Here is a 24331-nt window from a genome sequence, read left to right on the forward strand (position 1 = left end):
GGGCGGGTTTATGCATGATAAATAAATGGGATAATTGGACTTCCGAATCGGCCACCAACCTTTGGCGTCTTTTAGGGTTACTTTTTCTTAGTCTGCTCTGGCTGCATAATGCCGGCGACGAGGGAGGGGTAATCCTTCTGCTGTTTCTGATCGTAATGACATTGGCTCGATGGAGGTTCCGGCTACCAGGCTGGACGGTCCTTTTGGATCAGGTTGCATGTTTTATAGCTCTCCTTTATTGGCCATTTGCCGCATTGGCATTGGCCCTGCCGATTTTTGAAAGTATGTATAAAAGGCAACCAGTGTACATTCTCCCGACATTGTTGTTTATTTTCGCCTTTCCTGACTCGTCCGTTCTGGTAATAGCCGTTTTCCTCCAAGCAGCATTATCCGGGGCAATCCTTGGAAGGTGGGCGAAAGATACGGAAAGGAATCAAAGGGAGTCCGACCGACAACGAAGGGACCGATACGAATTGGAAAATCTAAAAGAGGAACTCCTATTGGCTAATGCTCAAGGTGCACGCCTGGCTGAGCTGTCAGAAAGAAACCGAATTGCCCAGCAGCTTCATGATGAGGTAGGGCATGAAATAACCGCCTCCGTTCTTGCCTTGCAGGCCTTTGAGCACCTTTGGAAGGAAGGTGACCCGGCAGCAAGTGAAATGTTCACCCTAGCTCAGCAGCGCCTCTCCAATAGTGCAGTCTATTTAAGAGAAACAGTCCATAATTTAAAGCCGGTAAAAGAACTGGGATTAGAGGGAATGTATGATATTTGCGACAAATTCTCACTATGTCCAGTGAACTTCCATGTATTTGGGGACACCTCCAAGGTTCCTGCAAATCTCTGGACTATTCTCTATCCCACTCTTAAGGAAGCCTTAACGAATACTATTCGCCATGCCAAACCGACACAAGTGGAAATATCCTTGGACATAAGTCCTCACATTTTGAGATTATCCGTTCATAACGATGGAGTCGTGAAGGATAATGGTGTTCAAGAAACTGGTATGGGTCTTAGAAATCTTCGCCACAGAGCCAAGGCTGTGGGAGGCAGTATATCCACTGACACCACTAAAGGGTTCCTGTTAATTTGTGTCCTTCCAGTTGAGAATTCGGAACAATGGAGGCACCATCTATGAAAATCTTGATTGTAGATGACGATGATCTTGTTTGCAAAAGCCTCAAAGTCCTCCTATCCCGCGAAAGGGACATGGAAGTAATCGGCACAGCCCATAATGGTGCCGAAGCCATAACATCCTGTCGGTTGGAACTGCCGAATGTTGTACTGATGGATATCCAAATGCCTATCATGGATGGCATTCAGGCTACACGGCAAATTAAAACGGAATGGCCTCTGGTTCATATCATGATGTTAACAACCTTTAAGGATGAAAAGAACATCCGACTTGCCATACTCGCCGGAGCGGAGGGCTATTTAATTAAATCTACAGAAGTTTCCAGTATGGCCCAGCAGCTTCGAGCACTTATGGCAGGTGTTAGCGTAATAGATGCTGATGTATTGAGGCAATTGACGCTTCCTAGTGAACAGAGTGGACTGGATGGATTGACTCCTCGTGAAAAAGACATCGCAGGACTAGTAGCAAATGGGCTTTCTAATCGAGAAATCGCTGAACAGCTCTATATTGGTGAAGGCACCGTACGAAATACACTATCCATCATTTTAGAGAAGCTCCAACTCCGTGACCGCACCCAGCTGGCCATATACTACTTAAAAAAGAATTAAGAGTGACATGCAAGAATATTTTTTGAGTTTGTACGTTTTTTAATAAAGAGGCAGGATATCGTTTCCTCTAAAGCGAAATTTGGTATATCAAAAAGTATAAAGGGAACGGAGCATAACAATGGAAATTATCGAACTAAGAAGTAAAAATCAACTATTGGAAAAGGCAATCCAAGTTTTTTGGCAACAGTGGGGAAGTGAGTCAAACTTCAAATTTTACGAAGATGCGATTCTCCATTCTGCAACAACTTCTTCTGATATACCACGGTTTTATGTGGCAGTTGAAGAAGGTAAGATTATTGGTACATATGCAATTTTAAGAAATGATATAAATAGCCGTCAGGACTTGTGTCCATGGTTGGCATGCCTTTATGTGGCGGATGAGCATAGAGGGAAGGGGATAGGTGCCCAGCTTTTGGATCACGGGTTAAGCGTGGCGGCAAAAGAAGGGTATGAGAACCTTTACTTAACGACAGATTTAGAAAACTATTATGAGAGATACGGCTGGGAAAATAGCGGGATTGTTTATGGACCGGATGGTGGCTCGATTAAGCTTTATGAAAAAAAGACCGCTAAATAAAAGAAAAGCCAGTTGAAGGGGTTAATCCTCATCTGGCTTTTTTTGTATTATTTTTTCACTTTTACATCATAACGGTCTGCATCCATCACTTTCACCCAGGCAGCCACAAAGTCTTTCACAAACTTTTCTTGGCTGTCGTCTTGGGCGTACACTTCAACAAGCGCACGAAGGACGGAGTGGGAACCAAATACTAAGTCTACTCTTGTAGCAGTACGTACAAGTTCACCTGTTTGGCGATCACGTGCCTCGTAGTAGCCTTCACCTTCTACCGGCTTCCACTCGACACCCATATCAAGCAGGGTCAAGAAGAAATCGTTCGTGAGCGTACCGACTTTCTCCGTGAATACGCCATGCTTGGTATCACCATGGTTCGCACCAAGGACACGTAAGCCTCCGATAAGAACAGTCAATTCCTTCGCAGATAGATCCATAAGCTGAGCTTTGTCTACCATGAACTCTTCAGGTTTTAAGGAGTAGTCCTTCTTATGGTAATTGCGGAATGCATCGGATACAGGCTCCAGCACTTCGAAGTTTTCTTCGTCGGTTTGATCCTGAGTGGCATCACCGCGACCTGGTGTGAACGGAACTTTTACATCAAAGCCGGCATCCTTGGCAGCTTTTTCAACGGCTGCACTACCACCAAGTACGATTAAATCGGCAAGGCTGACGTTCTTGTCCAGGTTATGCTGCAGGTCTTCTAATACATTTAAGGCTTTTGCAAGCTGTTCTGGCTCGTTAGCTTCCCAGTCCTTTTGAGGGGAGAGGCGAACGCGCGCTCCATTTGCGCCCCCACGCTTGTCCGAATGACGGTATGTGCTGGCAGATGCCCACGCAGTCTTCACAAGCTCACTGACAGAGAGACCGCAATTTAATAGTTTAGCTTTGAGATCCTCAATCTCTGCATCAGTTAATGAATATTCAACTTTAGGAACCGGATCCTGCCAAATGAATTCTTCTTCAGGCACTTCAGGTCCTAAATATCTGTCGCGAGGTCCCATATCACGGTGGAGCAGCTTGAACCATGCGCGTGCGAAGGCATCGGCAAACTCATCCGGATTTTGATGGAAGCGGCGAGAAATCTTTTCATATTCTGGGTCCATGCGCATCGCCATGTCCGCAGTGGTCATCATCGTTTTAACTTTTTTAGATGGATCGTGAGCGTCTGGAGCTAAATGCTCTTCATCTGGATCAATTGGTGCCCATTGGTAGGCGCCAGCTGGACTTTTCGTCAGCTCCCACTCATACCCGAATAATAAATCGAAATAGCTCATATCCCATTTAGTAGGCGTTGGCGTCCAAGCTCCTTCGATTCCACTAGTGATCGTGAATGCCCCGTGACCGGTTTCATGGCTGCTCTTCCAACCGAAACCTTGGTGTTCAAGGCCCGCCCCTTCTGGTTCTTCCGTTACATGAGAAGGGTCACCCGCGCCATGGGCTTTTCCGAATGTATGTCCACCGGCAGTCAATGCCACGGTTTCCTCATCATTCATGCCCATCCGTTTGAATGTATCTCGGATATCGAATGCACTTTTCTTCGGATCCGGTTCGCCGTTTGGTCCTTCTGGATTAACGTAGATCAAGCCCATTTGCACGGCAGCAAGTGGATTTTCCAGGTCACGCTCACCGGAATAACGGTTGTCGCCAAGCCATTCCTTCTCCGGACCCCAGTTTACGTCTTCTTCAGGGTGCCAAATATCTTCACGGCCTCCCCCGAACCCAATTGTTTTACCGCCCATGGATTCAATCGCCACATTTCCTGCAAACACAAGCAAGTCTGCCCATGAAAGCTTGTTGCCATATTTCTTTTTAATCGGCCAAAGCAGACGACGTGCCTTGTCCAAGTTTCCGTTATCAGGCCAACTGTTCAACGGTGCAAAACGCTGAGAACCACTTCCGCCGCCTCCGCGTCCATCTACTTGACGATATGTACCTGCTGCATGCCAGCTCATACGGATGAAGAACGGTCCATAATGACCATAGTCCGCCGGCCACCAGTCTTGGCTGTCTGTCATAAGATTATGTAAGTCCTCTTTCAGGCCTGCATAATCGATTTTTTGAAATTCTTCTGCATAATTAAAATCTTCCCCTAGTGGGTTTGTCTTCATGTCATGCTGGTGAAGCACATTCAAATCTAGTTGATTCGGCCACCAGTCCTTGTTTTTTGTTCCTCTAATTGGTTTTTCTGAACTACTTTCCCCCGTAAACGGGCACTTTCCAACGTTCTCATTGTCCATACATCTTTTCCCCTTTCTGTTTTGAGAAGAGTAAATAGCATTCTACCTTGCCTTACAACGTACGAAACCACAAAATGAGACAACATCAATTCTTACATTATAATTATAATAAATAATCAACAGAATAAAAAGAAATATGCTGGTATTTTTGAAAATATTCTGAAATTAAAAGTGTAGTAGCATGTTGCCAATTATTAAGATTCCATTTTATTGGAATTTAATACCTATATTTCATTAGAAAAAGCCAATCGCTATTGCAAGATTGGCTTTCCGTTTAGAAATATTTAATTTTCAGAAGGGTCTCTGAACCTGTATATATATTCGTAAAAATAAGTTTGGTACTCTGTTTCAAAGGTAGATTTACTCCAGATACTTGTTTTATCGTTGGTTTCCTCTGTTTCCACTAGTCTCAGTTCTCCTGCAGCAAGGGTCATGATGTTAGAATCGACAACTTTTAGATCTTCCTTATCTGCATTCAGTGCACGTATCCTGACCTGTACCTCTTTTACTTCCTCTAAGTAATTTTTTACGAAAAAAATATACCAGCAAAGGCCCATACCGCTTTGGGGTCATGAAAAGATTTTGGTGCTCCTTTATGAATGATGCTAACAATAATATTGATGATCGCAATGATGAATACAATAGCCCCAGTAATGGTAAGCCCAACTATGCCTTTAAAAAAGTTTGGCCAAAAGGGAAGTTGATAGGTGTGGTAAAAGTAATAATTCATCGCACCAACTAGAGCTATTATGATGAATAGCAGAATACTAGGTTTCTTCCAATCTATCTTTTCTCTTTTTTCATTCCCTACATCTTTTATTATTGTTTTCTTCTTGCATAACTTTGTCCTTGTCCTCTCTTAAAATCTAATACTATGTACCGAGATTCCCTTTTGTTTTACACCTTAATTTGGAATAAATTAAACTGAAAAAATGTGAAATAATGTATTTTATCAGTATAGCGCATAGTGGGGGCTTGCTGAATGGGAGTTTAGGACTAGTGAGGGAGGAATAGAAATTACGTTTATCACAATAATCCGTCGAAAAGTTACAATAACCTCTGAAAAGTCACTATCATCGCCGAAATAGTTACAATAACTCTATCAAAAGTTACAATCCACCGATATGGCGCGATGATTAATTGAAAAATAAGCTAGTTTAGTTGAAAAAACTTTATTTTTAGGCTACCGTTCAATATATATAGAAGTTCCGAATGGAGAGAGAGCATATGATGTTAGTGTTAGGTGTTTTAGGAGTGCTAGTTTTGGTTGGCGGGCTGTTTGCAACACTTCAGGTAGCAGGAAAAGGGGATCAGGACTATCAGAAGAAATCGGAGGGGAATGTAAGACGACTCACGTATATTTATATCGCGTTGTTTGTCGTTATCATAGTTGGATTTATAGTTTATTTGAGATGGTTTGTGTAGCATGCAATGTTAAAAGACCCCCGGGAGGTTATCTCCACGGGGGTTTTTCGTATTTTCTATTTGATAAAGTAAATGCGGGCTTTTTTGTTGCCTTTATGAGGGAGGTTTAATACCTGAAGCTCTTTGGAAGCAATACTCGTTGAGTTAAGACATACAAACTCTCTAAATGATTTATTCGTTATATTGTTGCCGAGCCCAAGCAAAGGATAGTCCTTAATCGTATGCTGCAGTGGCTTCTTTTCTGTACTCCCACATTTAAAACAATACCACTTTTGATAAGATTTCTGCATAGGGGCATGGGAGCAATTACGGCAAATCACTCCTCTAATAAACTCAGAAGAAGAAAGTCCATAGTAATCCATCAAGTTGAAATCCTCATCTTTATGGATTTTCAATAGTGTTTTCACAAGTTTGTTAGTTTCCTTATTTGAAAAGTATGTGTGTGTTTGAATGTTATCAATGTCTTTTATTCTTGTTGGGAGATTTGTGTGGAAGACTACATTCTTCAAGATGATGGGAGATTTTTTTAATAAGGTAGCATTTTTATGTGTTATGACGATTTGAGTATAGATAGGTAATCGGGGCAATTTAAGGTCTTGGATGATAGAGGAGAGTTGAATTTTGTGACGGGCTAGCTGTGCAAAGGGGTCTCCAAGTCTTTCTTGTCCTGTTTCATTGTGACGGATCAGACTTCCGGTATCTTCATCAAACTCCATTTTTCCTGAAACATACTTGGAATCTAATATGAGGCAATGAGTAGGGGAGATAAGGAGTGAGTCCATCTGGAAGTGTCGCCCTTTAGTGTCCGGAATCCTGAGGCCGTGCAACACTTTATAGTCTTCATGGGGCAGGAAGGATGAAAAGTAATCCATTGCTTGTTCACCTTTGTATCCATAGTGTAAACGGTAGAATTCTTGTTCAATTTGAGGGTGTTTTGGATGGGTTTTGGGGACTCTTCGCATTGCTGCTTCATGTGCGAGCAACCTGAGTGGCTTTTCTCTGTCTTTTTTTATCATTGTAGGCTCCTTTTCGTTAATATTCTCTCCTTACTTCGATTTTCGGGCGATGATTTCCTGCAAGGGACAGGTAAGTTGTTAATTTATTGTCCAAGTTTTGATTTTATAAGCCAACTTTTAAATTTATGAGCGACTTTTTCGTTTTATAAGCGACTTTAGGCCATATAAATGCCATTCGACAAACTTCGTCAAATTTTGCGCCGTGATAGTGGCCACGCCACCCAACCAATAAAAAAACCCCCGTTCACACAACGGGGGCCATCAACCTTCAACCAAACAACTCTATAACTTAAACGAACTCTTCAACGACACAATCTCATTAAACACAAGCTTATCAGCAGTCGTATGCTTTGGATCCACATTAAAGTAACCGTGGCGGAAGAATTGGAATTTCTCCTGAGGCTCCACACCCTTCATGTTATCTTCCACAAATCCATTCAACACTTTCATGGAATTCGGGTTTACATGATCAAGGAAGGATTTCTCCACTACAGCAGTTTCTTCTTCCGTGCCAGCAACATCTGCCACTTCAGCTTCCACTTCAGACTCAGGCTCCTCATCTAAAAGTAAAGGTTCGAACAAACGGAACTCAGCAGGAACCGCTTGCGTTGCTTCTACCCAGTGCAAGGTACCCTTTACTTTACGGCCAGTGAAACCAGAGCCGCTCTTCGTTTCCGGATCATACGTACAGTGAATTTCCACCACATTGCCGTCCGCATCCTTAACAAAATCCTCACACTTAATGAAGTAAGCATGCTTCAGGCGAACTTCATTGCCAGGGAAGAGGCGGAAGTATTTTTTCGGTGGATCTTCCATGAAATCCTCTTGCTCGATATAGATCTCGCGGGAGAATGGAATTTGCCTTGTTCCCATTTCCGGATTTTCTGGGTTAATTTCCGCATCCAGCATTTCCACTTGTCCTTCTGGGTAGTTCGTGATAACCACCTTCAATGGACGAACAACACCCATCGTACGAGGGGACTTCAATTTCAGATCTTCACGCACAAAGTGATCTAGCATTTGCGAGTCAACGAAACCGGAACCTTTGGATACACCTGTTTCACGAACGAATGAGCGGATTGCCTCTGGTGTGTAACCTTTACGGCGCAGTCCGGAAATCGTCGGCATACGAGGGTCGTCCCAGCCGTCAACAATTCCTTCTTCCACAAGCTTGCGCAGCTTACGCTTACTCATTACGGCATTGGTGATGTTCAAACGGCCAAACTCGATTTGCTGCGGAGTTCCAGTCATTTCGGTTTCCTCTACAACCCAGTTATATAATGGACGTTGGTCCTCAAACTCCACTGTACAGATAGAATGAGTTACATCTTCAATCGCATCCTCGATCGGGTGTGCGAAGGCATACATTGGGTAGATGCACCATTTTTCTCCTGTGTTGTGATGGGTTGCATGAGAAATGCGGTAGATGACAGGGTCGCGCAGGTTAATGTTCGGTGACTTCATGTCAATTTTTGCACGAAGCACTTTTTCTCCGTTGCCGAATTCGCCTTTGCGCATGCGCTCGAATAGGTCAAGGTTCTCTTCCACAGAACGCTCGCGGTATGGGCTGTCTTTACCTGGCTCTTTCAGAGTCCCACGGTAAGCACGGATTTCATCAGCAGAAAGGTCATCCACATACGCTTTGCCTTTTTTGATTAAAAGAACTGCGCGATTGTACATCTCTTCAAAGTAATCAGAAGCAAAGAATAGTCCGTCCCAATCATAGCCAAGCCATTTTACGTCCTCTTTAATGGAGTTAACATATTCAACGTCTTCTTTTAAAGGGTTGGTGTCGTCAAAGCGCAGGTTCGTTTTTCCGTTGAACTCGTCAGCCAGATCAAAGTTGATGACGATGGATTTTGCGTGTCCGATATGTAGGTAACCGTTTGGCTCTGGAGGGAAGCGGGTGATGACATGGTTGCGCTTGCCTGATTCCAGGTCCTCTTTTATGATATTTCGAATAAAATTCGAGTTTGCTGGGTTATGTTCCAAGTTTTTCAACCTTCCTTATATAAGAATGCCGGGGGAGAGCGGGCTGTTTGAGCTTTTTTCCCCACATTTATGATAGTCAATATTGTAACACAAGAAATGGCAAGCGCAAAAGCTTATAAGAGGGGAAGGGGGAGATTAAACAAGTGCAAAGTTAATATTCATAAGTAAGAAGAACAGGTGGAGTGAAAAGAAACGTCAACCTTTTACAAACACGGTTTGCCAATGCACGATATTGTTATAATAGTAGTAAGAAATGTAAAAAAACAGAGGGGGATGCAAGAGGGATGAATGCTGAAAAAACCATTGTTGATAAATTGAATCTGCAAAAGTATAAGAACCGTTTATTTTTACAGTTGCCTGAAGGTGTAGGGGAGTTTGAAGGGTTGGACTTTGATACTTCTATAAAAAAGGACAAGTATGATGTGATTTTCTTATTCATGTTCTCCATGGATGATTTCAACCAATACGTTCAGATCATTAATGAAAAGCAGTTGCTTTCTGATAACGGCTATATGTATGTCGCCTATCCGAAAAAAGGGAATTCAGTTTACCCGGAATATATGGAGCGGGACAAATTTTACGCCGACCTGAATCTTGACGAGGAAAAGTATCTGCCAAACAGCGCCCTTAAATTTTCAAGAATGGTCAGCCTGAACGAGGTCTTTACGGTAGTGGGGCTAAAATCTGCCCCTAAGAAATTAACCAAGAAGACAAGCACAAAGAGCCAATGTGTAGATGATTATATCGCTCACATTGATGACATCAAAAGCTTCTTGAAAAATAATGAAGCGGTATTGGAAAAATACAATGATCTGACATATGGCTACCAAAAGGATTGGGCCCGTTATGTCTATAGTGCCAAAAGAGCGGAGACGCAAGAGAAGAGACTGCACGAGATGGTGGCAATCATTGATGAGGGCCATAAATCGATGGATTTATATAGGAGAAGTAAGAAGTAATAGGAAGCCGCATTCTACATGGAGAATGCGGTTTTTACTTTGAGTTTTTGAATAATTAAGGTGTTTCCACTCATACTACTAAATACTAACATTCGTTGAAAGAGAGGAAACACCATGACTTTTTCCCGGCTACAACTATCCTTTGTCATCATTCTGTTTATCGGGATTTCTAATCATGTGCTTATGTTGCCTCATCTATTATTTGTAGCAAAGCGCGATGCGTGGGTATGTGTGTTGGCGGGGTATGGCATCCTGCTGATTTGGGGAATGGTTCTATTTTTCATCATGTCTCGAAATAAACAAAATATGAAGCTTTCTACCTGGATTACTAAAAGAGCGGGAAGAGTTGTTTCCGCCAGTATCATGTTCATCTATTTCTTACATATTTCCATCATTGCTTTTATATCATTTTATGATTTTATTACATCCATTAAGATATACTTTCTTCCTCTAACCCCACAATGGATCGTAGTTCTTCCTTTCCTTCTATTATGTGTATGGGGGGCTAGTTCAAATTTAAAGACAATTGTATACAGTGCTACATTCTTATTGCCAATTGTATGGATTCTTGGCTACTTTGTCGCATTTTCAACCATTGTAAATAAGGATTACTCTTATATGTTTCCGATCCTTGTGAACGGAAGTTCTCCGATAATTAGCGGTATTACTGTTGTGCTTGGAGGCAGTGTGGATATTCTGCTGATACTGCTTTTGCAACAATATTTAAGTAAGAGGTTTGTGCTCTGGCAACTTCTGCTTTTGGTTACCATTTTAATTGGACTTATTCTTGGGCCTTTACTTGGGGCAATTGCTTCGTTTGGCCCAAATGTTGCAGCGGTTTTACGCTTTCCTGCATTGGAACAATGGCGTCTGGTAGAGCTTGGGGAACATGTTTCCCATTTAGATTTTTTTGCGGTTTTTCAGCTAATATCCGGTTCGGTAATTAGGGTTGCTTTATGTTTGTATTTCCTTAAAGATATCGGTTTTACATCAAAGAAGGTGAAGTCTATCGTATTCTGGACAGCTTCCTCGTGTTTATTTTTTGTAGGAATATTGCCAATAAGTGATCTTTGGATGCAAAAAGCGATTGGTAATTATTTTTACCCCGGGCTACTGCTGGTTGGAATAATCCTGACCTTAGGGTTGCTTGTAATAAGCGTTATTCCGCAAAAAATGAAAGGAACAGAGACTATATGAAGCATGCATCATCAAGCTTGGAAACTTTGGATACCAATCTAATAGAACACAACCTTCTAAATGAGGAATTGAAAGTATATTTTAAGAATTATGCCGACGTTTACTTCATTTCGTTGGAAGAAAAATATAGAAATCTTTCCGCTTTTTATTGTGTTGGAATGGTGGATATAAGCCAAGTGAATAAGTATTTTCATTCTATAATCCAATATGTTCAAGATGGGGAGGAAGCTGTTGCTGAGAACGAATTGCCGCCAATGGAAAAAGTCAATTCCATGAGTGGATTAATCGATAAAGTTTTCTCCGGGTATTTTATTGTATATCTTCATCCCAGTAATTACTTTCTAGCTTTCGAACTTGCTGATGTGCCCAAAAGGGAACCCTCCGAATCTAATACAGAGATTTCCATTAAAGGGCCAAAGGACGGCTTTACTGAAGAGTTGTTCATCAACATAGCCCTTATCCGTAAAAGATTGAAATCTCCTTATTTATTTAATGAGAACTTTGAAATTGGGAAGCTAAGTAAAACAGCAGTTTCTCTACTGTATCTGGATGATAGAGTGAATAAGGAGATGTTGAGTGAGGTAAGAAGTAGGCTCGAACAAATGGAAACAGAAAGCTTGGTCAGCAGTGGGCAGCTGGAGCAATGGTTATCAAATCGTACCTTTTCTTTATTTCCGTTATTTGATTATATCGGGCGCCCTGACTTTGCGGTGGAGTGTATATTGAGGGGAAGGTTTATTGTCATAGTAGATGGTTCACCGATGATATTGATTGGACCAAATAATGTTTTTGTTTTGTTAAAATCACCTGAGGATATTCACTTTCCTTATCATACTGTGGCCTTTCAACGGATATTTCGAATTATAGGTTTTTTTATAGCGGTTATGCTACCAGGTTTTTGGATTGCCATATCTGCTGTAAACGTGGATCAGCTCCCTTTTCAACTCTTAAATACCGTTTCCTTATCAAGAGAAGGGCTACCGATACCATTAGGCTTGGAAGCGTTCTTTATACTTGGGCTGTTTGAACTTCTGAGAGAGGCTGGAATCAGAATGCCAAAAGCAGTGGGACAGACGGTTGCAATAGTAGGGGGATTGATTATAGGGGACGCTGCTATACGGGCTGGTTTGGCATCTGCCACAATGATTGTGGTGGTTGCTTTGACGGCTGTAGCGACCTTCACATTGGTGAACCAATCACTGACTGGGACCGTAAGTGTTTTGCGAATTTACATTATGCTGTTAGGCGTGTTTTTGGGTATCTATGGGGTATTTATAGGGTTGTTTAGTATCTTGTTTTACTTAGCTCGATTGGAGTCCTTTAAGGTGGGTTATCTAGAACCCATTTCCACGTTAAGTTTCAAGGATATTTTATCAGCTTTGCTTGTTAACCCGTTTAAGAATCGTCAGTTTGACGCACCAATGTTACAGCAGAAAGAGAGTCAAAAAGAATGAGAGCAATTCTTCAAATCATACTGAAAGGATTTCTGGTAATGACCCTTTTTTTTCTAACAAGCTGCTCTGATATCAAAGAGGTTCAGAATCTAAACTATGTCACTGCTATAGGAGTAGATTTCAAAGATGATGAGTATATAGGCTATATTCAATTGATTAGTTTCAGTTCCCAAGGAGGGAATGGTAGCAGTAGTAGTGAGCCTTCTGTATGGGTCTCAGAAACAAAAGGCAAAACATTCGATGAAGCACTCTCCCTTGCATATAATACTTCACAGGAAAGGCTCCTTTGGGCACATGTTAATACGATACTAGTAAGTGAAACCGCATTGGAAGAAGGGTTTCATCATATTTTTGATGTATTGACAAGATATTATGAGCTTCGGTTAACTACGTGGATTTTTGGAACTAGCGCACCCATCAAGGAGGTCTTTTCCACCACAAGCTTCTTCGATCAATCAGCTTTAGCAACTGTTTTACATCGCCCTTTAGGTACCTATGAACAGAATTCCAATATCCGTCCAATAAAACTTCAACAATTTGTACGAGAATTATATGAACCGGCCCTTACCACATATCTACCATCAATCAGTATTAATGAGAAACACTGGTTCCATAATATGAAACCTGATGCAAAACTTGAAATAGACGGGGCCTTTTTTTTGAAAAACAAAGAATTCAAAGGATTCTATACCCTTGAAGTCCTTAAAGGGCTTCGTTGGCTTTCCACAGAGACGGAGAGAGCTGGAATACAAGTAAGGGATAATGAAGGAGAGCCAGATTTTAACATTGTGTTCGAAAAAAATGAGGTTGATATTAAACCACTTGAAGGTATGGGACCCCCGCGCTTTGACGTAAAGGTTTCTCTGGAGGGAGTCATAGCAAATAGAGATGCGAATAAAATTTTAAATTTAAAAGAAATGGAAGCAAATTTGAAGGAAGACATACATAAGGAAATTAAGGAGTTATACAAACTAGGAGTAAAGGATAATACGGATTTTTTCCGCTTGGAGCATATCCTGTTTAGGAACAAGAACAAGAAGTGGAAGTCTAGTATGGAGGATGGAGGATCTATTTTATCAGAAGGGTTATTGGACGAGATCGATTTAAATGTCAAAGTCATTCATTCTGGTGCGCTCAAAAACCGTACCATTAATATGGAAGATATAAATTGAATCCTAAAAAAGCGCTGTTTATTTCAAGTAGGCTGCGCTTTTATTTATCATGAAAACCTCTTCCAATAAATAAGTTGTATTAAGAGGAGGGGGACAGAATGAGCTATGAACCGATTACCCCATGGGAAGAACATGAATTCTGGCTTGGTATCTTAAAAGACCACGCCTATTTTATAAGAGATTATCTATCACCGGAAGAAAAGAAGTGGGTCAAGCAGGCTGAAACATTTATTGAAACTTTTGGAAAAGTGGAGCAGGAGCTGAGGAAGGTTCCAAAAGATGCCCCTGTGGATTCGAGGCCGATGATCAGGCTTTCAGAAATGGCAAATGAGGTGGCGTACAAATACTACTTGTTTGAAGGGAACCTATTAAACTTAAGACTCTTCAATAAGGTAAATTTGAATTTGACCCCAACCTACCTGAACGGGACGCTTTTGGAAAACAGGGAGTACTTAAGGGTCTTGGAAAGTTATGTCCAAGGCAAAGACTATCCAGCACTCACTCTCGTAGAGTTATTAAGCATGTGGCTGGATGACCAACTGGGGCATGCCTCTTTGTTATTGAGGATGTTGGATGGCGTGGAGTTCGCACTGGTGGAACGGGCCAATCATGTGAGAGGGAAGTTCTCGCAGTTCATTGTGAAAAATGACATGATGGAAGGCTATCTCCATTTCGCAGAACCGGGCTTTCCTGCACAGATGAGGTTTGCAAAGGAAGTGTCGGTAGAAGTGGTGAAGTTTAATAATTTGGTAGCGGAAGTGCTGGAGCTTTATTTAAATGACGAGCTCATTAATCAAAGTACACTGCGATTTCTCGAACACCATTTTCCGGAATCCTGCTATTTTATGAGAAAGTTGTCCTATTACGCACCTTCCATCAGCTATCCGGCTTGTAAGTTGACGAAGCCTACTTTGAGGAACTGATTGGTGATGGTAACTTGTAAATGGTTTTGGCACGAACTTTTTATAAAAGCTACTTTTCATACCTGAAGCTACAGAATAACAAACGCGACCAAGAATAGACTAGGTCGCGTTGTTCTTCTATGGTTCAATTTTTGAGATCAAAAAGGCCTGGTGCATGTTCATTTGGCATATCGGGCATTTCAGGAACCGGATAGCCTTGTGGAGGAGCTATTATGGAAAGCTCTCCGCCATTTCTGCTTGGGGATGTGCCTTGAAATACTTCTCCAATCCGCGTATCGTCAAGGCGGAAGTTGAATTGGGCATTATGGAACCCCATCTCAACATATTTTCGGCACTCCGGGTATTTGTTAATATCATAATTTGGAATTGGGAAAATTTTACCCCAATCAACGCCAAGGGTTTCTAATGCTTTAGCGAATGCATTTTGGTGGGCATTATCCCGTACAATCAAGAATGCGATTGTTTCCCTAAGTGTTTTATTGTTGCTCATTTCGTAAATTCTGGATTTCTGCAACACACCAGTAGATTCTAATGCCACATTATTAAGTAGGTTTGCTACAAGGTTTCCGTGATCATATACCCACGATCCGTTCCATGGATTGCCACCTGCGTCTACTGGCAGAGAAGCTTTTGCACCCATAATATAATGGTGAGGGTTTGCGCCAGATTGTATGACATCATCTAATGGAGCTCCGTCAGAAGCTTGATTCCCGGGTAGCTCTCCACCGGATTCGTTTAAAAGTTGATTAATGGTTGATTGGACAAGCTCAACATGACTAAGCTCTTCAAGAAAAACCCCTCTTATTAAGTCACGGTATTGTTTCGCTTTTCCCCTGAAATTGGCACTTTGGAATGAGAATTGCATCATGGTTCTCATTTCCCCAAATTGTCCTCCAAGTGCTTCTTGAAGAACCTTTGCCGCATGTGGATCAGGTTTATCCGGTACAATCATATTAATTAAGTCTTCTTTATAAAAATACATATACACATCACCTTCCAAGTAAGTTCTCATTTATATTGCCAAGTTGGTATGATTATTATTCCAACGTTTTCCTATATTTGTGATATAAGTAATTTTAAAGAATAGGGAATAAATTATAATGTTAATACCCCCTAGAAAAGCCGATGGGATTCCATTCTCACCGTTTTTTTGCCCTAATTTCCTACACTGAAATATAGATAGAAAAGAGTAAGAATTTGATTATACGTCTTCTTTTAGGGAAATTATGAAAGAAGGTCTATTTTTAAGGGATGGGAGTTGAGAGTTGACGTGAATGGGGAAACATCAAATTATAATAAACGAAATTTATGGTCTGGGATTCTCTTTGGTTTAGGGATGGTTGCCTTTATAGATGAAACAATCTTTCACCAATTGCTTCACTGGCATCATTTTTATGACAAGTCGACCACAAGTATTGGTTTAGTATCTGATGGTTTATTTCATGCACTCAGTTGGTTTGCAACGATTGGTGGTTTATTTTTATTTGCTGATTTAAGGAGGAGGAACTCGCTTTTATGGAAAAGGTGGATAGGTGGGATTTATTTAGGGGCGGGTGTTTTTCAATTATATGATGGAATCATTCAACACAAAATCATGCGAATTCACCAAATTCGATATGTAGATAATGTAATAATCTATGACGTCATTTGGAACTTGATTGCTGTGGCCATGATAGTGGTAGGTGTAATTTTAACTATTAAAACGAATAATAGGCATTGTTCCAAAGAGGTTACATCATGAACGTACTCACCCATATCCACCATCAAGCAGAGCTAGGTGATTGGACTAGTCAGCTCCTAGTGTTTCCTTTTTTATTGGCTCTACTTTTATATACAGTAGCAGTGAAACTATCCAATCAAATTTATACAAAATGGCCGCTCAAGCGGACTTTGCTGTTTATTGGTGGGATTATCTTTGCGGTAAGTGCTTTGGTAGGTCCGATTGCAGAAAGGGCACATGTGGACTTCTCCTATCATATGTATGCACATCTCTTATTAGGTATGTTGGCGCCGCTATTGATCGCTTTGTCGGCACCTATGACCCTGCTAATGAGGACTCTCAGCGTCAATGCTTCCAGAAAGTTAACAAGGTTCCTAAAGAGTAAACCTATCTCGGTCGTTACAAATCCGGTTGTTGCAACTGTTTTGAATGTCGGAGGATTATGGGTTATATATACAACCTCGTTGTATGAAAACATGCATCAACATGTAGGGCTGTATCTCTTTGTGCATCTTCATGTGTTCCTGGCAGGGTATTTATTTACTATTTCGATGATTTATATTGACCCCACAGCACATAGAAGAAGCTACCGTTATCGTGCCATCATTTTCATTCTAGCACTTGCAGGACACGGAATTCTATCGAAATTCATCTATTCCCGGCCACCTTTTGGGGTGCCGATAGACCAAGCGGAAAGAGGCAGCATGATTATGTATTATGGAGGCGATTTGATTGATGGTATCATCCTTTTCATCCTGTGCCTTCAATGGTATAAAGCTACACGTCCTAAAGCACTTGGCGAGGTAGCTTTAAAAGGGTAAGAAGTAATGATTGGAAAAAGAAGCCATGGAGAACTTTCCTCCTTGGCTTCTTTGAGTTTAGTGAGGCATATTCCCCTGATTCGGTACGGTTGTATAACTTTGCAGCATCGCATTCATATCCTGCATAGCGAGCTGTGGTACCTGATAATAACCGTGTTTATTTTGATATAGGAAAATCTCATAGCTCATTTCAATAAAGTTTGGCACACTGTCGGCAACAACGCGGCGCAGCACGGGGTTAGTCATTTCAAGCGCCGTCATGGCAAGCAGCGTCGCAAGCCCCTTTGTTTGTCCAAGCATATAAGCCGAAAGCCCTTTGTCAGCAAGCTCATTAACGGATTGGTTTGGCTTTTTCGGTTGTGACGGTGTGATACCATATACTACGTCATGTGTTTGGGTCATTTTATAGACTTGTGTGGAAACGGACGGCTTTTGGCCGGTACGGAAACTTTCCACGATGGTGTTGTACATTTGGGTAACAAAAGCGGTTTGTCTAGTCAGGATATCTTTTAGTGCAGGATCCTGGATGTGCTGTTCGTACATTTGGTATTGGTCGAGCATACTGATGATGCCGGCAATCACTTCATGTGCGTCGTATAACTCATGCCCACCGTGATTGGTAGAAGGGGTTTGTGTGCCAGCCATATTCATATTCATGTTAGGTGGCATCTGATTTTGATTCATATTTTGCCCTTGTTGGTTGGGTTGATTTTGCATCTTCTTCATCTCTCCTTAAAATGACATTCCCTCTTAGAATGAGCAAATTTGTCCCAAACATGTATGAAAACGAAGACGGAAAAATATACTTTCATTGGTGTACAGGAGTTTCTTCTTAGGCGGTGAATAGTAATGGTGGAGGGATAAAGATGATTGAAACCCTAAAGAAGGTGCTATTACTTGTAGCTATATTGGGGCAACTGGTCGGTGTTGCCCTGCTAGTCGTCAATATTTGGCTAGGCATACTGTTTTACATATTCTATGTGATTGCCATTATTGCACTTTTTATTGTATTGATTGCGGAGCGGGCCAAGGAAAAAGAGGAGGATGATAAAAATGATTATAGTGACTACTGAGTCTGTACCTGGGAAAAAGATTCTGGGCTTGAAGGGGTTTGTGAAAGGTAGCACGGTGCAGTCGAAGCATATCGGAAAGGATATTTTGGCGGGATTAAAGACGATTGTCGGCGGCGAGATTAAGGAATACTCCGAAATGATGCAGGAGGCGCGTCAAAAAGCAATCGGCCGGATGGTGGAGGATGCGAAGAGCAAAGGGGCGAACGCCATCATTTGTGTACGTCTCGAGACCTCGAGCGTAATGACGAATGCATCCGAGATTATCGCCTATGGAACGGCGGTAACGGTGGAATAGAAATAAAGGGAAAACGCTTGGCAGGCTACATAGCATAGCTAACCAAGCGCTTTTTTACGTTATCTTTATTTTACAACTTTCACAGTCTTTGCATCCTTGCTTTCCACTCCAGTATTGGAAACAGAGGTCACGCCATATGTGTAGCGTTTTCCTTCCTCTACAGTGTTGTCCACATAAGTGGTCACACCCTCTGTAGAATAAACAACATCCACGATATTCGCAGGGTTGTTATAATCTCCTTCTTTCATTCCGTCGAAACGGTAAATGACATATTTCCTTGCATCCGAATGCTTTTTATCATCAATTGTAAGAGTGATGCCTCCGTCTGTTTTGTTAGCTTTCACTGTATTTGGTTTTTGCGGAAGCTTATCTCCGTTCCACGGAGTTGCAGGAACGAGTGCAGGCTCCGTATAGATTTCGTTCGTCAATATGTCTGCATAACCAAGGTTATTTTTGATGATTTGTCTAAGGGAGAAATGCATCTGCCCCTGCGTGTTATCATCTTGGCGATTATCCAGAATCTGACCAGGTAGCTCGTATGGGTCATACCAGTTCTGGTCAAAGTTGTCTCCAACCTTGTAGTCCGCTGTTCCGATATACAGGTTCACCGGATGGTTATCAGCATATTCTTCGACTTCATTGCTCCACCAGTCAAGCAGGATGGAGTAGTCGGCTACTGCAAAACCGCGGGACCAGTAGATTTGCGGTGTAATATAGTCGATGCTGCCGTCCTTAATCCATTGTCTTGTATCGGCGTAAAGATCATCATAGTTTGTTTGGCCAGCTTGCGTTTTGCTTCCTGTCGGGTCCATCGCTATATTTCTCCACACACCAAATGGGGAGATTCCAAACTGTACCCAGCTCTTTGTTTCTTTAATCGTGTCATTGATGGCAGACACAAGGTTATTTACGTTATCGCGTCTCCAGTCCTCGATATTATCAAAGCCGCGCGGGTCTGCTTCATATTGGGCTTGATCGGGGAATTCCTCTCCAGCTCTGCGATATGGATAAAAGTAATCATCCATATGAACCGCTTCAATGTCATAGTTTGTTACAAGCTCCTCGACAGTTGAAAGTAGATAGTCCTGCACTCCTTGAATACCAGGATTTAAATAGTATTGCGGACCATATTTAACCACCCACTCTGGATGTTCTTTTGCGACATTCTCCTCTGATAGGCTTTCTAACGTTTCAAAAGGCATCGTCACACGGTATGGATTCACCCATGCGTGCACTTCAATGCCACGTGCATGAGATTCTTCGATCATGATTTGAAGGGGATCATATCCAGGATCCGTTCCTTGTGCTTTACCGGTCACATATTTAGACCAAGGATCAATTTCAGACGGATAAAAAGCATCTGCTGTAGGTTTTACTTGATAAATGATGGTGTTAAAGTTCTTACCTTTTAGAAAATCAAGCGTCTGTTCTACCCATGCTGTATAATCTGCTTCGTTCATGCCAGCTTTCACGTCAATGTTCTGAACAGTGGCAATCCAGGCTGCCCTCATTTCATGCTTTGGTTGCTGCGTCATTTCGGCACTCCCTTTCGTTGTAAAAAGAGGAAGAGTGAAGGAGAATAATAAGACGGTGATTATTATGTACTTACATGCTTGTCCAAATTTCATTTGTAGCCCCTCGCTTTCTGTTTCGTTTTTAGTAAACGCTTACAAAATAGTGAAATAAAATTTCAATAGTTTACATAAAAATTGAAATATTACTTCTGTTTTCATTATAAAAGCAATGACAAATATGGGATATAAGACCAAAGTATTAAAAAGCAGAATATTCAAACTTATAAGCTGGTTATTTTGACTTATTTTTTGAAAAAACCTATTTACCTTTACGCTACGTCAAGGTGTACACTATGTTTGTCAGGAGGTGATCAAAGGTGGAATACACTGTACAAAAGTTAGCAAAATTGGCTGGGGTGACAGGCAGGACGCTGCGTTATTATGATGAAATTGGAATTCTCAAGCCGGCGAGAATGACTGCTTCAGGGTATCGTATCTACGGGCAGGAGGAAGTGGATAGGCTGCAGCAAATCCTTTTTTACCGAGAGCTCGAACTAGATCTCGAAAGCATCCAAAAAATCATCAACGCTCCAGCCTTTAATGAAGTCGAGGCACTTAAAGAACACCGTGACAAGCTTCTGACAAAGCAAAAGCGGCTAGAGGGCCTTATCGAAAGTGTGGACCGGACCCTAGCTGCAAAGGAAGGGAGAATGGACATGAGTGACAAAGAGAAATTTGAAGCATTCAAGCAGAATAGAATAGATGAAAACGAAGCGAGATACGGCGAGGAAGTACGAGCAAAATACGGAAACGAGACAATCGATAAATCCAATGCCAAGTTGAAAGGCATGTCAAAGGATCAATACGAACAGGGCGAAAAGCTTGGGGAAGAGGTGCTGAAAGTTTTAAACGAAGCATTCAAAACCGGAGATCCTGCTGGAGAACTTGCACAAAAAGCGGCAGACTTGCACCGTCAGTGGTTAGGATTTTACTGGGATTCCTACTCTAAGGAAGCACACGCAGGGCTTGCCCAAATGTATGTCGATGACGAGCGATTTACTGCTTTCTATGATAAAGAACAGCCTGGTACTGCTGAGTTCCTGCGGGATGCCATCTACATTTACACAGGGATGAAAAAATAGTAACAAATACCCGATTCCGACTCCTTTCAAAGGGAGCCGGGATTTTCTATTAATCTACAGATATTGACTTTACAACGAAACTATAATAAAATTTTTCTTGATAGTTTATGAGTTTAAGCTATCGCTCTGATAAAGAGCTTATAATACTCCAAAGGGGAGTAGCTGACAGTTATGTCGTCAATCCGTGACAAGAAAAGTCACCGGCTTAACTGGCAACATGTTACATGTTGTTTGCGAGACCTTTGCCATTTAGGTATAGGTTCTATAAACTTTACAAACAAAACCTCTACCTGATTTTTGGGCGAGGTTTTTTTTTATTCGGATAGGGGGAGAGTTCTAATCTAAAATTATGTGGAATAGTTAAAGGTAAAGACAAAAAATATAAGTGAAATTTTTCGGAGGTGAATCCCTCTTTTGAGGGAAACAATTGGATATTGACAGTATATTAATCATTAACTTACTTTTAGTGGCTTTGTTAATCGGTTTGACAGCATTCTTCGTTGGTTCTGAATTCGCAGTGGTAAAAGTGCGTATGTCCCGTATTGATCAATTGATTACAGAAGGAAATAAGACAGCGGTAGTGGCAAAAAAGCTGATTGCCGATCTGGATTATTACTTGTCCGCGTGTCAGCTTGGTATTACGGTAACAGCATTAGGTCTTGGTTGGTTAGGAAAGCCAACCGTGGAAAGACTTTTATACCCTTTATTTGAAAACTTTGGGGTAGCAGAGTCCGTTGCTACTGTAGTCTCGTTTGTGATTGCATTCTCTATTGTAACGTTCTTGCACGTAGTAGTCGGCGAGCTTGCACCAAAAACGTTGGCGATTCAATTTGCAGAAAAAATGACTTTGCTTCTTGCTAGACCATTATACTGGTTCGGTAAGCTGATGTACCCATTAATCTGGACATTGAACGGTTCAGCTCGATTATTACTTCGCATGTTCGGGGTACAACCAGCAAGTCATGAGCAGGCCCACTCAGAAGAAGAGCTTAAAATCATTATGACGCAAAGCTTTGAAAGTGGAGAAATTAATCAAACAGAACTATCCTACATGGAAAATATATTCACTTTTGACGAAAGAGTCGCAAGGGACATTATGATTCCGCGTGTGCAAATCGTCACTTTATCTAATAGCATGTCCAGAGAAGAGATCATTAACGTATTGGATGAACACCAGTACACCCGATACCCTGTTACAGAGGTTGGGGATAAAGATAATATTCTCGGATTTGTGAACGTAAAGGAAATGCTTACAAACTTCGCTGCGGGTAGAGCAGGGGAGATGAAAGACTTCCTTCACGAGCTTCCGCTAATTCATGAGGTGACCTCCCTGCAAGATGCATTATTAAAAATGCAGGAAGAACAAGTTCATATCGCACTAGTCATTGATGAATACGGTGGTACTGCAGGTATCATTACGATGGAAGATATCCTTGAGGAAATAGTAGGGGAAATCCGTGATGAGTTCGATGCAGATGAAGTGCCAGATATTCAACAAATTGAAACAGACCTATATCATATAAATGGCCTTGTCCTGTTGACAGATATTGAACATCAATTCGGGGTAACATTTGATGAGAAGGAAGAAATTGATACTATCGGCGGCTGGATGCAGGTAATGCTGCAGGACCTTGAAGATGAAAACGATAAACATATAGAACATGGTGAAAACATTTGGACAGTACTTGAAATGGATAACCACCAGGTCAAGCAGGTTGGTCTTAAGTTAAATGCATTATCCAAGCATCAATCGTAATAAATAGTGAAAGGGTGCCGCTCTTCCTTAGTGAGAGTGCGGCACCCTTTTTTAGTTTATTTAGCTTTTTTCTTTACCTTCACTTGCTTAATGATATTATCATCCATCTTCAAAATGTCAAAGTGGAGGTGATGATACTCAAGGGAGTCACCCTCTGTTGGAATATGACCAAGCTCTTTGAAAAGAAACCCTGCAACCGTGTCCTCTTCTTCAGGTACCTTTGTTTTGAACACTTCATTAAAGCGTCGGATGGCAATTTTTCCGTGACAGATGATTTGAGTGTCCGTTAATTCTTCAATTAGAATTTCCCCGGATTCATCCGTCTCATCCTCAATTTCCTGCCCAATCATGGCTTCAATAATATCCTCATGGCTGATGATTCCTGTCGTTCCGCCATATTCATCAATAACAACCGCCATATGTTTTTTCTCTTTGAGCATCATCTTAAACACTTTTTCAATCGAAGTAGATTCTGCTACAAACAGTGGATTGGTGTCCATGAAGTCCTTAATCTCTAAGTCCGGTCTCAAAGACCAATTCAACAAAAATTTAGCATGAAACACGCCGATAATGTTATCCATATTATCCTTGTAGACAGGATAACGTGTATAACTGCTATCCATGACAAAGCTTCTCGCGTCTTCAAAAGTAATATCACAAGGCAACCCGTGAATCTCAATCCTCGGTGTCTTCAACGCATCACGGACATCCTTGGTATAAAAATCGATGGCACCGAGAATATGCTGCGATTCTTCCTCGTAAAATGTACCCTCCGTGCGGCCGATATCCACCATCGTTCTAAGCTCTTCCTTGGAAAGTGTCGCCTCTTGGACCATCCCTTTAGAAAGAAGGCGGATGATAAAGTTAGTCAGAATGGACAGTAAAAAAATCAGAGGCTTCAGAACAAAAAGAATGATGGAAATGACAGGCGCAACAATAAAAGCTACTTTATTGGCAAAAGTTGCTGCGATTGATTTCGGTAAAACCTCTGCAAATATAATTAAAACTACGGTCAAGACAGCAGTAGCCACCCCAACATTCCAATCATAACTAATGGCAATAAGTGTCACAAGTGTCGGCAACATGATGTTGGCAATGTTATTTCCGATTAAAATAGCGGTAATAAACTGGTCAGGGCGTTCAATCAGTTTCAACAGTTTTTGAGCAGCAAGATCCCCGTTTTCTGCTCGTATTTGAATTTTCATCCTGTTAACAGCTGTCAGGGCTGTTTCACTTCCCGACAAGAAAAAAGACATGAATAAGAAAAACGCAATAGCAATAAACAAAGTATGTATTCCTCCTAAGATAAGTTAGTACTAA

The 24331-nt window shown here is 41.5% G+C and carries 23 protein-coding genes; 15 read left to right on the forward strand and 8 right to left on the reverse strand.

Annotated features, from left to right (window positions below):
- Nucleotides 1-14 precede the first annotated feature (14 nt).
- The 3 genes from LG307_RS01125 to LG307_RS01135 all read left to right on the forward strand — a co-directional run bounded on the left by LG307_RS01125 (nt 15) and on the right by LG307_RS01135 (nt 2318).
- Nucleotides 15-1136: a histidine kinase gene (locus LG307_RS01125; protein ID WP_404447058.1), complete on the forward strand. Its 1122-nt coding sequence runs from the start codon at nt 15-17 to the stop codon at nt 1134-1136.
- Nucleotides 1133-1741 carry a response regulator gene (locus tag LG307_RS01130; protein WP_404447059.1) on the forward strand — a complete coding sequence of 203 codons (609 nt, stop codon included), beginning with the start codon at nt 1133-1135 and terminating at the stop codon, nt 1739-1741. Before LG307_RS01125 ends, LG307_RS01130 begins: the two co-directional genes overlap by 4 nt.
- Before the next feature lie 118 nt (nt 1742-1859).
- The gene (locus LG307_RS01135; RefSeq protein ID WP_404447062.1) at nt 1860-2318 is read left to right on the forward strand and encodes a GNAT family N-acetyltransferase; all 459 of its coding nucleotides are present in this window, start codon (nt 1860-1862) and stop codon (nt 2316-2318) included.
- Between the two features lie 47 nt (nt 2319-2365).
- Here LG307_RS01135 and katG read toward each other — a convergent pair whose 3' ends face one another.
- Nucleotides 2366-4552, reverse strand: coding sequence for a catalase/peroxidase HPI (katG, locus tag LG307_RS01140; protein WP_404447064.1), 2187 nt, complete (start codon nt 4550-4552; stop codon nt 2366-2368).
- A gap of 284 nt (nt 4553-4836) precedes the next feature.
- Nucleotides 4837-5109 carry a hypothetical protein gene (locus LG307_RS01145; RefSeq protein WP_404447066.1) on the reverse strand — a complete coding sequence of 91 codons (273 nt, stop codon included), beginning with the start codon at nt 5107-5109 and terminating at the stop codon, nt 4837-4839.
- A gap of 670 nt (nt 5110-5779) precedes the next feature.
- On the opposite strand from LG307_RS01145, the gene LG307_RS01150 reads away from it, so the two are divergent.
- Nucleotides 5780-5977 carry a hypothetical protein gene (locus tag LG307_RS01150; RefSeq protein WP_404447068.1) on the forward strand — a complete coding sequence of 66 codons (198 nt, stop codon included), beginning with the start codon at nt 5780-5782 and terminating at the stop codon, nt 5975-5977.
- Between the two features lie 56 nt (nt 5978-6033).
- On the opposite strand, the gene LG307_RS01155 is transcribed toward LG307_RS01150, so the two are convergent.
- Both LG307_RS01155 and LG307_RS01160 read right to left on the reverse strand, forming a co-directional pair.
- Nucleotides 6034-6993: a nuclease-related domain-containing protein gene (locus LG307_RS01155; RefSeq protein ID WP_404447071.1), complete on the reverse strand. Its 960-nt coding sequence runs from the start codon at nt 6991-6993 to the stop codon at nt 6034-6036.
- Between the two features lie 282 nt (nt 6994-7275).
- Nucleotides 7276-8985, reverse strand: a complete 1710-nt coding sequence (locus tag LG307_RS01160) for a glutamine--tRNA ligase/YqeY domain fusion protein (RefSeq protein ID WP_404447074.1) — start codon at nt 8983-8985, stop codon at nt 7276-7278.
- 284 nt (nt 8986-9269) lie between these two features.
- Here LG307_RS01160 and LG307_RS01165 point away from each other — a divergent pair, with 284 nt between their 5' ends.
- The 5 genes from LG307_RS01165 (at nt 9270) to LG307_RS01185 (ending at nt 14690) form a co-directional block, all read left to right on the forward strand.
- Nucleotides 9270-9944 carry a YdeI/OmpD-associated family protein gene (locus tag LG307_RS01165; protein WP_404447076.1) on the forward strand — a complete coding sequence of 225 codons (675 nt, stop codon included), beginning with the start codon at nt 9270-9272 and terminating at the stop codon, nt 9942-9944.
- A gap of 114 nt (nt 9945-10058) precedes the next feature.
- Nucleotides 10059-11141 carry an endospore germination permease gene (locus tag LG307_RS01170; protein WP_404447079.1) on the forward strand — a complete coding sequence of 361 codons (1083 nt, stop codon included), beginning with the start codon at nt 10059-10061 and terminating at the stop codon, nt 11139-11141.
- Nucleotides 11138-12595: a spore germination protein gene (locus LG307_RS01175; RefSeq protein WP_404447081.1), complete on the forward strand. Its 1458-nt coding sequence runs from the start codon at nt 11138-11140 to the stop codon at nt 12593-12595. Before LG307_RS01170 ends, LG307_RS01175 begins: the two co-directional genes overlap by 4 nt.
- The gene (locus LG307_RS01180; RefSeq protein WP_404447084.1) at nt 12592-13767 is read left to right on the forward strand and encodes a Ger(x)C family spore germination protein; all 1176 of its coding nucleotides are present in this window, start codon (nt 12592-12594) and stop codon (nt 13765-13767) included. The genes LG307_RS01175 and LG307_RS01180 overlap by 4 nt, the downstream gene beginning before the upstream one ends.
- Nucleotides 13768-13865: 98 nt before the next feature.
- A complete protein-coding gene (locus tag LG307_RS01185; protein ID WP_404447087.1) occupies nt 13866-14690 on the forward strand; it encodes a DUF2935 domain-containing protein in 825 nt (274 codons plus the stop codon).
- Between the two features lie 124 nt (nt 14691-14814).
- Here the strand turns inward: LG307_RS01185 and LG307_RS01190 are convergent, their stop codons facing one another.
- A complete protein-coding gene (locus tag LG307_RS01190) occupies nt 14815-15672 on the reverse strand; it encodes a manganese catalase family protein (RefSeq protein WP_404447089.1) in 858 nt (285 codons plus the stop codon).
- A 276-nt stretch (nt 15673-15948) separates the two neighbouring features.
- Between LG307_RS01190 and LG307_RS01195 the strand changes: the two genes are divergently transcribed.
- Together LG307_RS01195 and LG307_RS01200 are read left to right on the forward strand one after the other, a co-directional pair.
- Complete coding sequence (locus LG307_RS01195; protein WP_404447092.1) at nt 15949-16431, forward strand: DUF2243 domain-containing protein; 483 nt, start codon at nt 15949-15951, stop codon at nt 16429-16431.
- Nucleotides 16428-17231: a cytochrome c oxidase assembly protein gene (locus LG307_RS01200; RefSeq protein ID WP_404447095.1), complete on the forward strand. Its 804-nt coding sequence runs from the start codon at nt 16428-16430 to the stop codon at nt 17229-17231. The genes LG307_RS01195 and LG307_RS01200 overlap by 4 nt, the downstream gene beginning before the upstream one ends.
- A gap of 57 nt (nt 17232-17288) precedes the next feature.
- Here the strand turns inward: LG307_RS01200 and LG307_RS01205 are convergent, their stop codons facing one another.
- The gene (locus tag LG307_RS01205; RefSeq protein ID WP_404447098.1) at nt 17289-17948 is read right to left on the reverse strand and encodes a spore coat protein; all 660 of its coding nucleotides are present in this window, start codon (nt 17946-17948) and stop codon (nt 17289-17291) included.
- Between the two features lie 149 nt (nt 17949-18097).
- Here LG307_RS01205 and LG307_RS01210 point away from each other — a divergent pair, with 149 nt between their 5' ends.
- Together LG307_RS01210 and LG307_RS01215 are read left to right on the forward strand one after the other, a co-directional pair.
- On the forward strand, nt 18098-18304 hold the full coding sequence (locus LG307_RS01210; RefSeq protein ID WP_404447101.1) for a hypothetical protein: 207 nt from the start codon (nt 18098-18100) through the stop codon (nt 18302-18304).
- On the forward strand, nt 18285-18599 hold the full coding sequence (locus tag LG307_RS01215; RefSeq protein WP_404447103.1) for a YbjQ family protein: 315 nt from the start codon (nt 18285-18287) through the stop codon (nt 18597-18599). Before LG307_RS01210 ends, LG307_RS01215 begins: the two co-directional genes overlap by 20 nt.
- Nucleotides 18600-18664: 65 nt before the next feature.
- On the opposite strand, the gene LG307_RS01220 is transcribed toward LG307_RS01215, so the two are convergent.
- Nucleotides 18665-20227, reverse strand: a complete 1563-nt coding sequence (locus LG307_RS01220; protein WP_404447106.1) for a glycoside hydrolase family 10 protein — start codon at nt 20225-20227, stop codon at nt 18665-18667.
- A gap of 263 nt (nt 20228-20490) precedes the next feature.
- Here LG307_RS01220 and LG307_RS01225 point away from each other — a divergent pair, with 263 nt between their 5' ends.
- Nucleotides 20491-21255: a MerR family transcriptional regulator gene (locus tag LG307_RS01225; RefSeq protein WP_404447108.1), complete on the forward strand. Its 765-nt coding sequence runs from the start codon at nt 20491-20493 to the stop codon at nt 21253-21255.
- 433 nt (nt 21256-21688) lie between these two features.
- Nucleotides 21689-23011, forward strand: a complete 1323-nt coding sequence (locus LG307_RS01230) for a hemolysin family protein (RefSeq protein WP_404450348.1) — start codon at nt 21689-21691, stop codon at nt 23009-23011.
- A 56-nt stretch (nt 23012-23067) separates the two neighbouring features.
- Here LG307_RS01230 and LG307_RS01235 read toward each other — a convergent pair whose 3' ends face one another.
- Nucleotides 23068-24297, reverse strand: coding sequence for a hemolysin family protein (locus LG307_RS01235; RefSeq protein ID WP_404447111.1), 1230 nt, complete (start codon nt 24295-24297; stop codon nt 23068-23070).
- Nucleotides 24298-24331: the final 34 nt, after the last annotated feature.

The sequence above is a fragment of the Sutcliffiella horikoshii genome, from assembly GCF_044809035.1.
Taxonomy (GTDB): Bacteria; Bacillota; Bacilli; order Bacillales; family Bacillaceae_I; genus Sutcliffiella_A; species Sutcliffiella_A horikoshii_G.

What these genes read in the sequence shown, in the direction of transcription:
- LG307_RS01190 (WP_404447089.1), bottom strand. Translation starts at nt 15,672, where the DNA reads ATGTATTTTTATAAAGAAGACTTAATTAATATGATTGTACCGGATAAA.
- LG307_RS01205 (WP_404447098.1), bottom strand. Translation starts at nt 17,948, where the DNA reads ATGCAAAATCAACCCAACCAACAAGGGCAAAATATGAATCAAAATCAG.
- LG307_RS01220 (WP_404447106.1), bottom strand. Translation starts at nt 20,227, where the DNA reads ATGAAATTTGGACAAGCATGTAAGTACATAATAATCACCGTCTTATTA.
- LG307_RS01165 (WP_404447076.1), top strand. Translation starts at nt 9,270, where the DNA reads ATGAATGCTGAAAAAACCATTGTTGATAAATTGAATCTGCAAAAGTAT.
- LG307_RS01170 (WP_404447079.1), top strand. Translation starts at nt 10,059, where the DNA reads ATGACTTTTTCCCGGCTACAACTATCCTTTGTCATCATTCTGTTTATC.
- LG307_RS01150 (WP_404447068.1), top strand. Translation starts at nt 5,780, where the DNA reads ATGATGTTAGTGTTAGGTGTTTTAGGAGTGCTAGTTTTGGTTGGCGGG.
- LG307_RS01200 (WP_404447095.1), top strand. Translation starts at nt 16,428, where the DNA reads ATGAACGTACTCACCCATATCCACCATCAAGCAGAGCTAGGTGATTGG.
- LG307_RS01210 (WP_404447101.1), top strand. Translation starts at nt 18,098, where the DNA reads ATGATTGAAACCCTAAAGAAGGTGCTATTACTTGTAGCTATATTGGGG.
- LG307_RS01215 (WP_404447103.1), top strand. Translation starts at nt 18,285, where the DNA reads ATGATTATAGTGACTACTGAGTCTGTACCTGGGAAAAAGATTCTGGGC.
- LG307_RS01125 (WP_404447058.1), top strand. Translation starts at nt 15, where the DNA reads ATGATAAATAAATGGGATAATTGGACTTCCGAATCGGCCACCAACCTT.
- LG307_RS01145 (WP_404447066.1), bottom strand. Translation starts at nt 5,109, where the DNA reads ATGGGCCTTTGCTGGTATATTTTTTTCGTAAAAAATTACTTAGAGGAA.
- LG307_RS01155 (WP_404447071.1), bottom strand. Translation starts at nt 6,993, where the DNA reads ATGATAAAAAAAGACAGAGAAAAGCCACTCAGGTTGCTCGCACATGAA.
- LG307_RS01180 (WP_404447084.1), top strand. Translation starts at nt 12,592, where the DNA reads ATGAGAGCAATTCTTCAAATCATACTGAAAGGATTTCTGGTAATGACC.
- LG307_RS01175 (WP_404447081.1), top strand. Translation starts at nt 11,138, where the DNA reads ATGAAGCATGCATCATCAAGCTTGGAAACTTTGGATACCAATCTAATA.
- katG (WP_404447064.1), bottom strand. Translation starts at nt 4,552, where the DNA reads ATGGACAATGAGAACGTTGGAAAGTGCCCGTTTACGGGGGAAAGTAGT.
- LG307_RS01135 (WP_404447062.1), top strand. Translation starts at nt 1,860, where the DNA reads ATGGAAATTATCGAACTAAGAAGTAAAAATCAACTATTGGAAAAGGCA.
- LG307_RS01130 (WP_404447059.1), top strand. Translation starts at nt 1,133, where the DNA reads ATGAAAATCTTGATTGTAGATGACGATGATCTTGTTTGCAAAAGCCTC.
- LG307_RS01185 (WP_404447087.1), top strand. Translation starts at nt 13,866, where the DNA reads ATGAGCTATGAACCGATTACCCCATGGGAAGAACATGAATTCTGGCTT.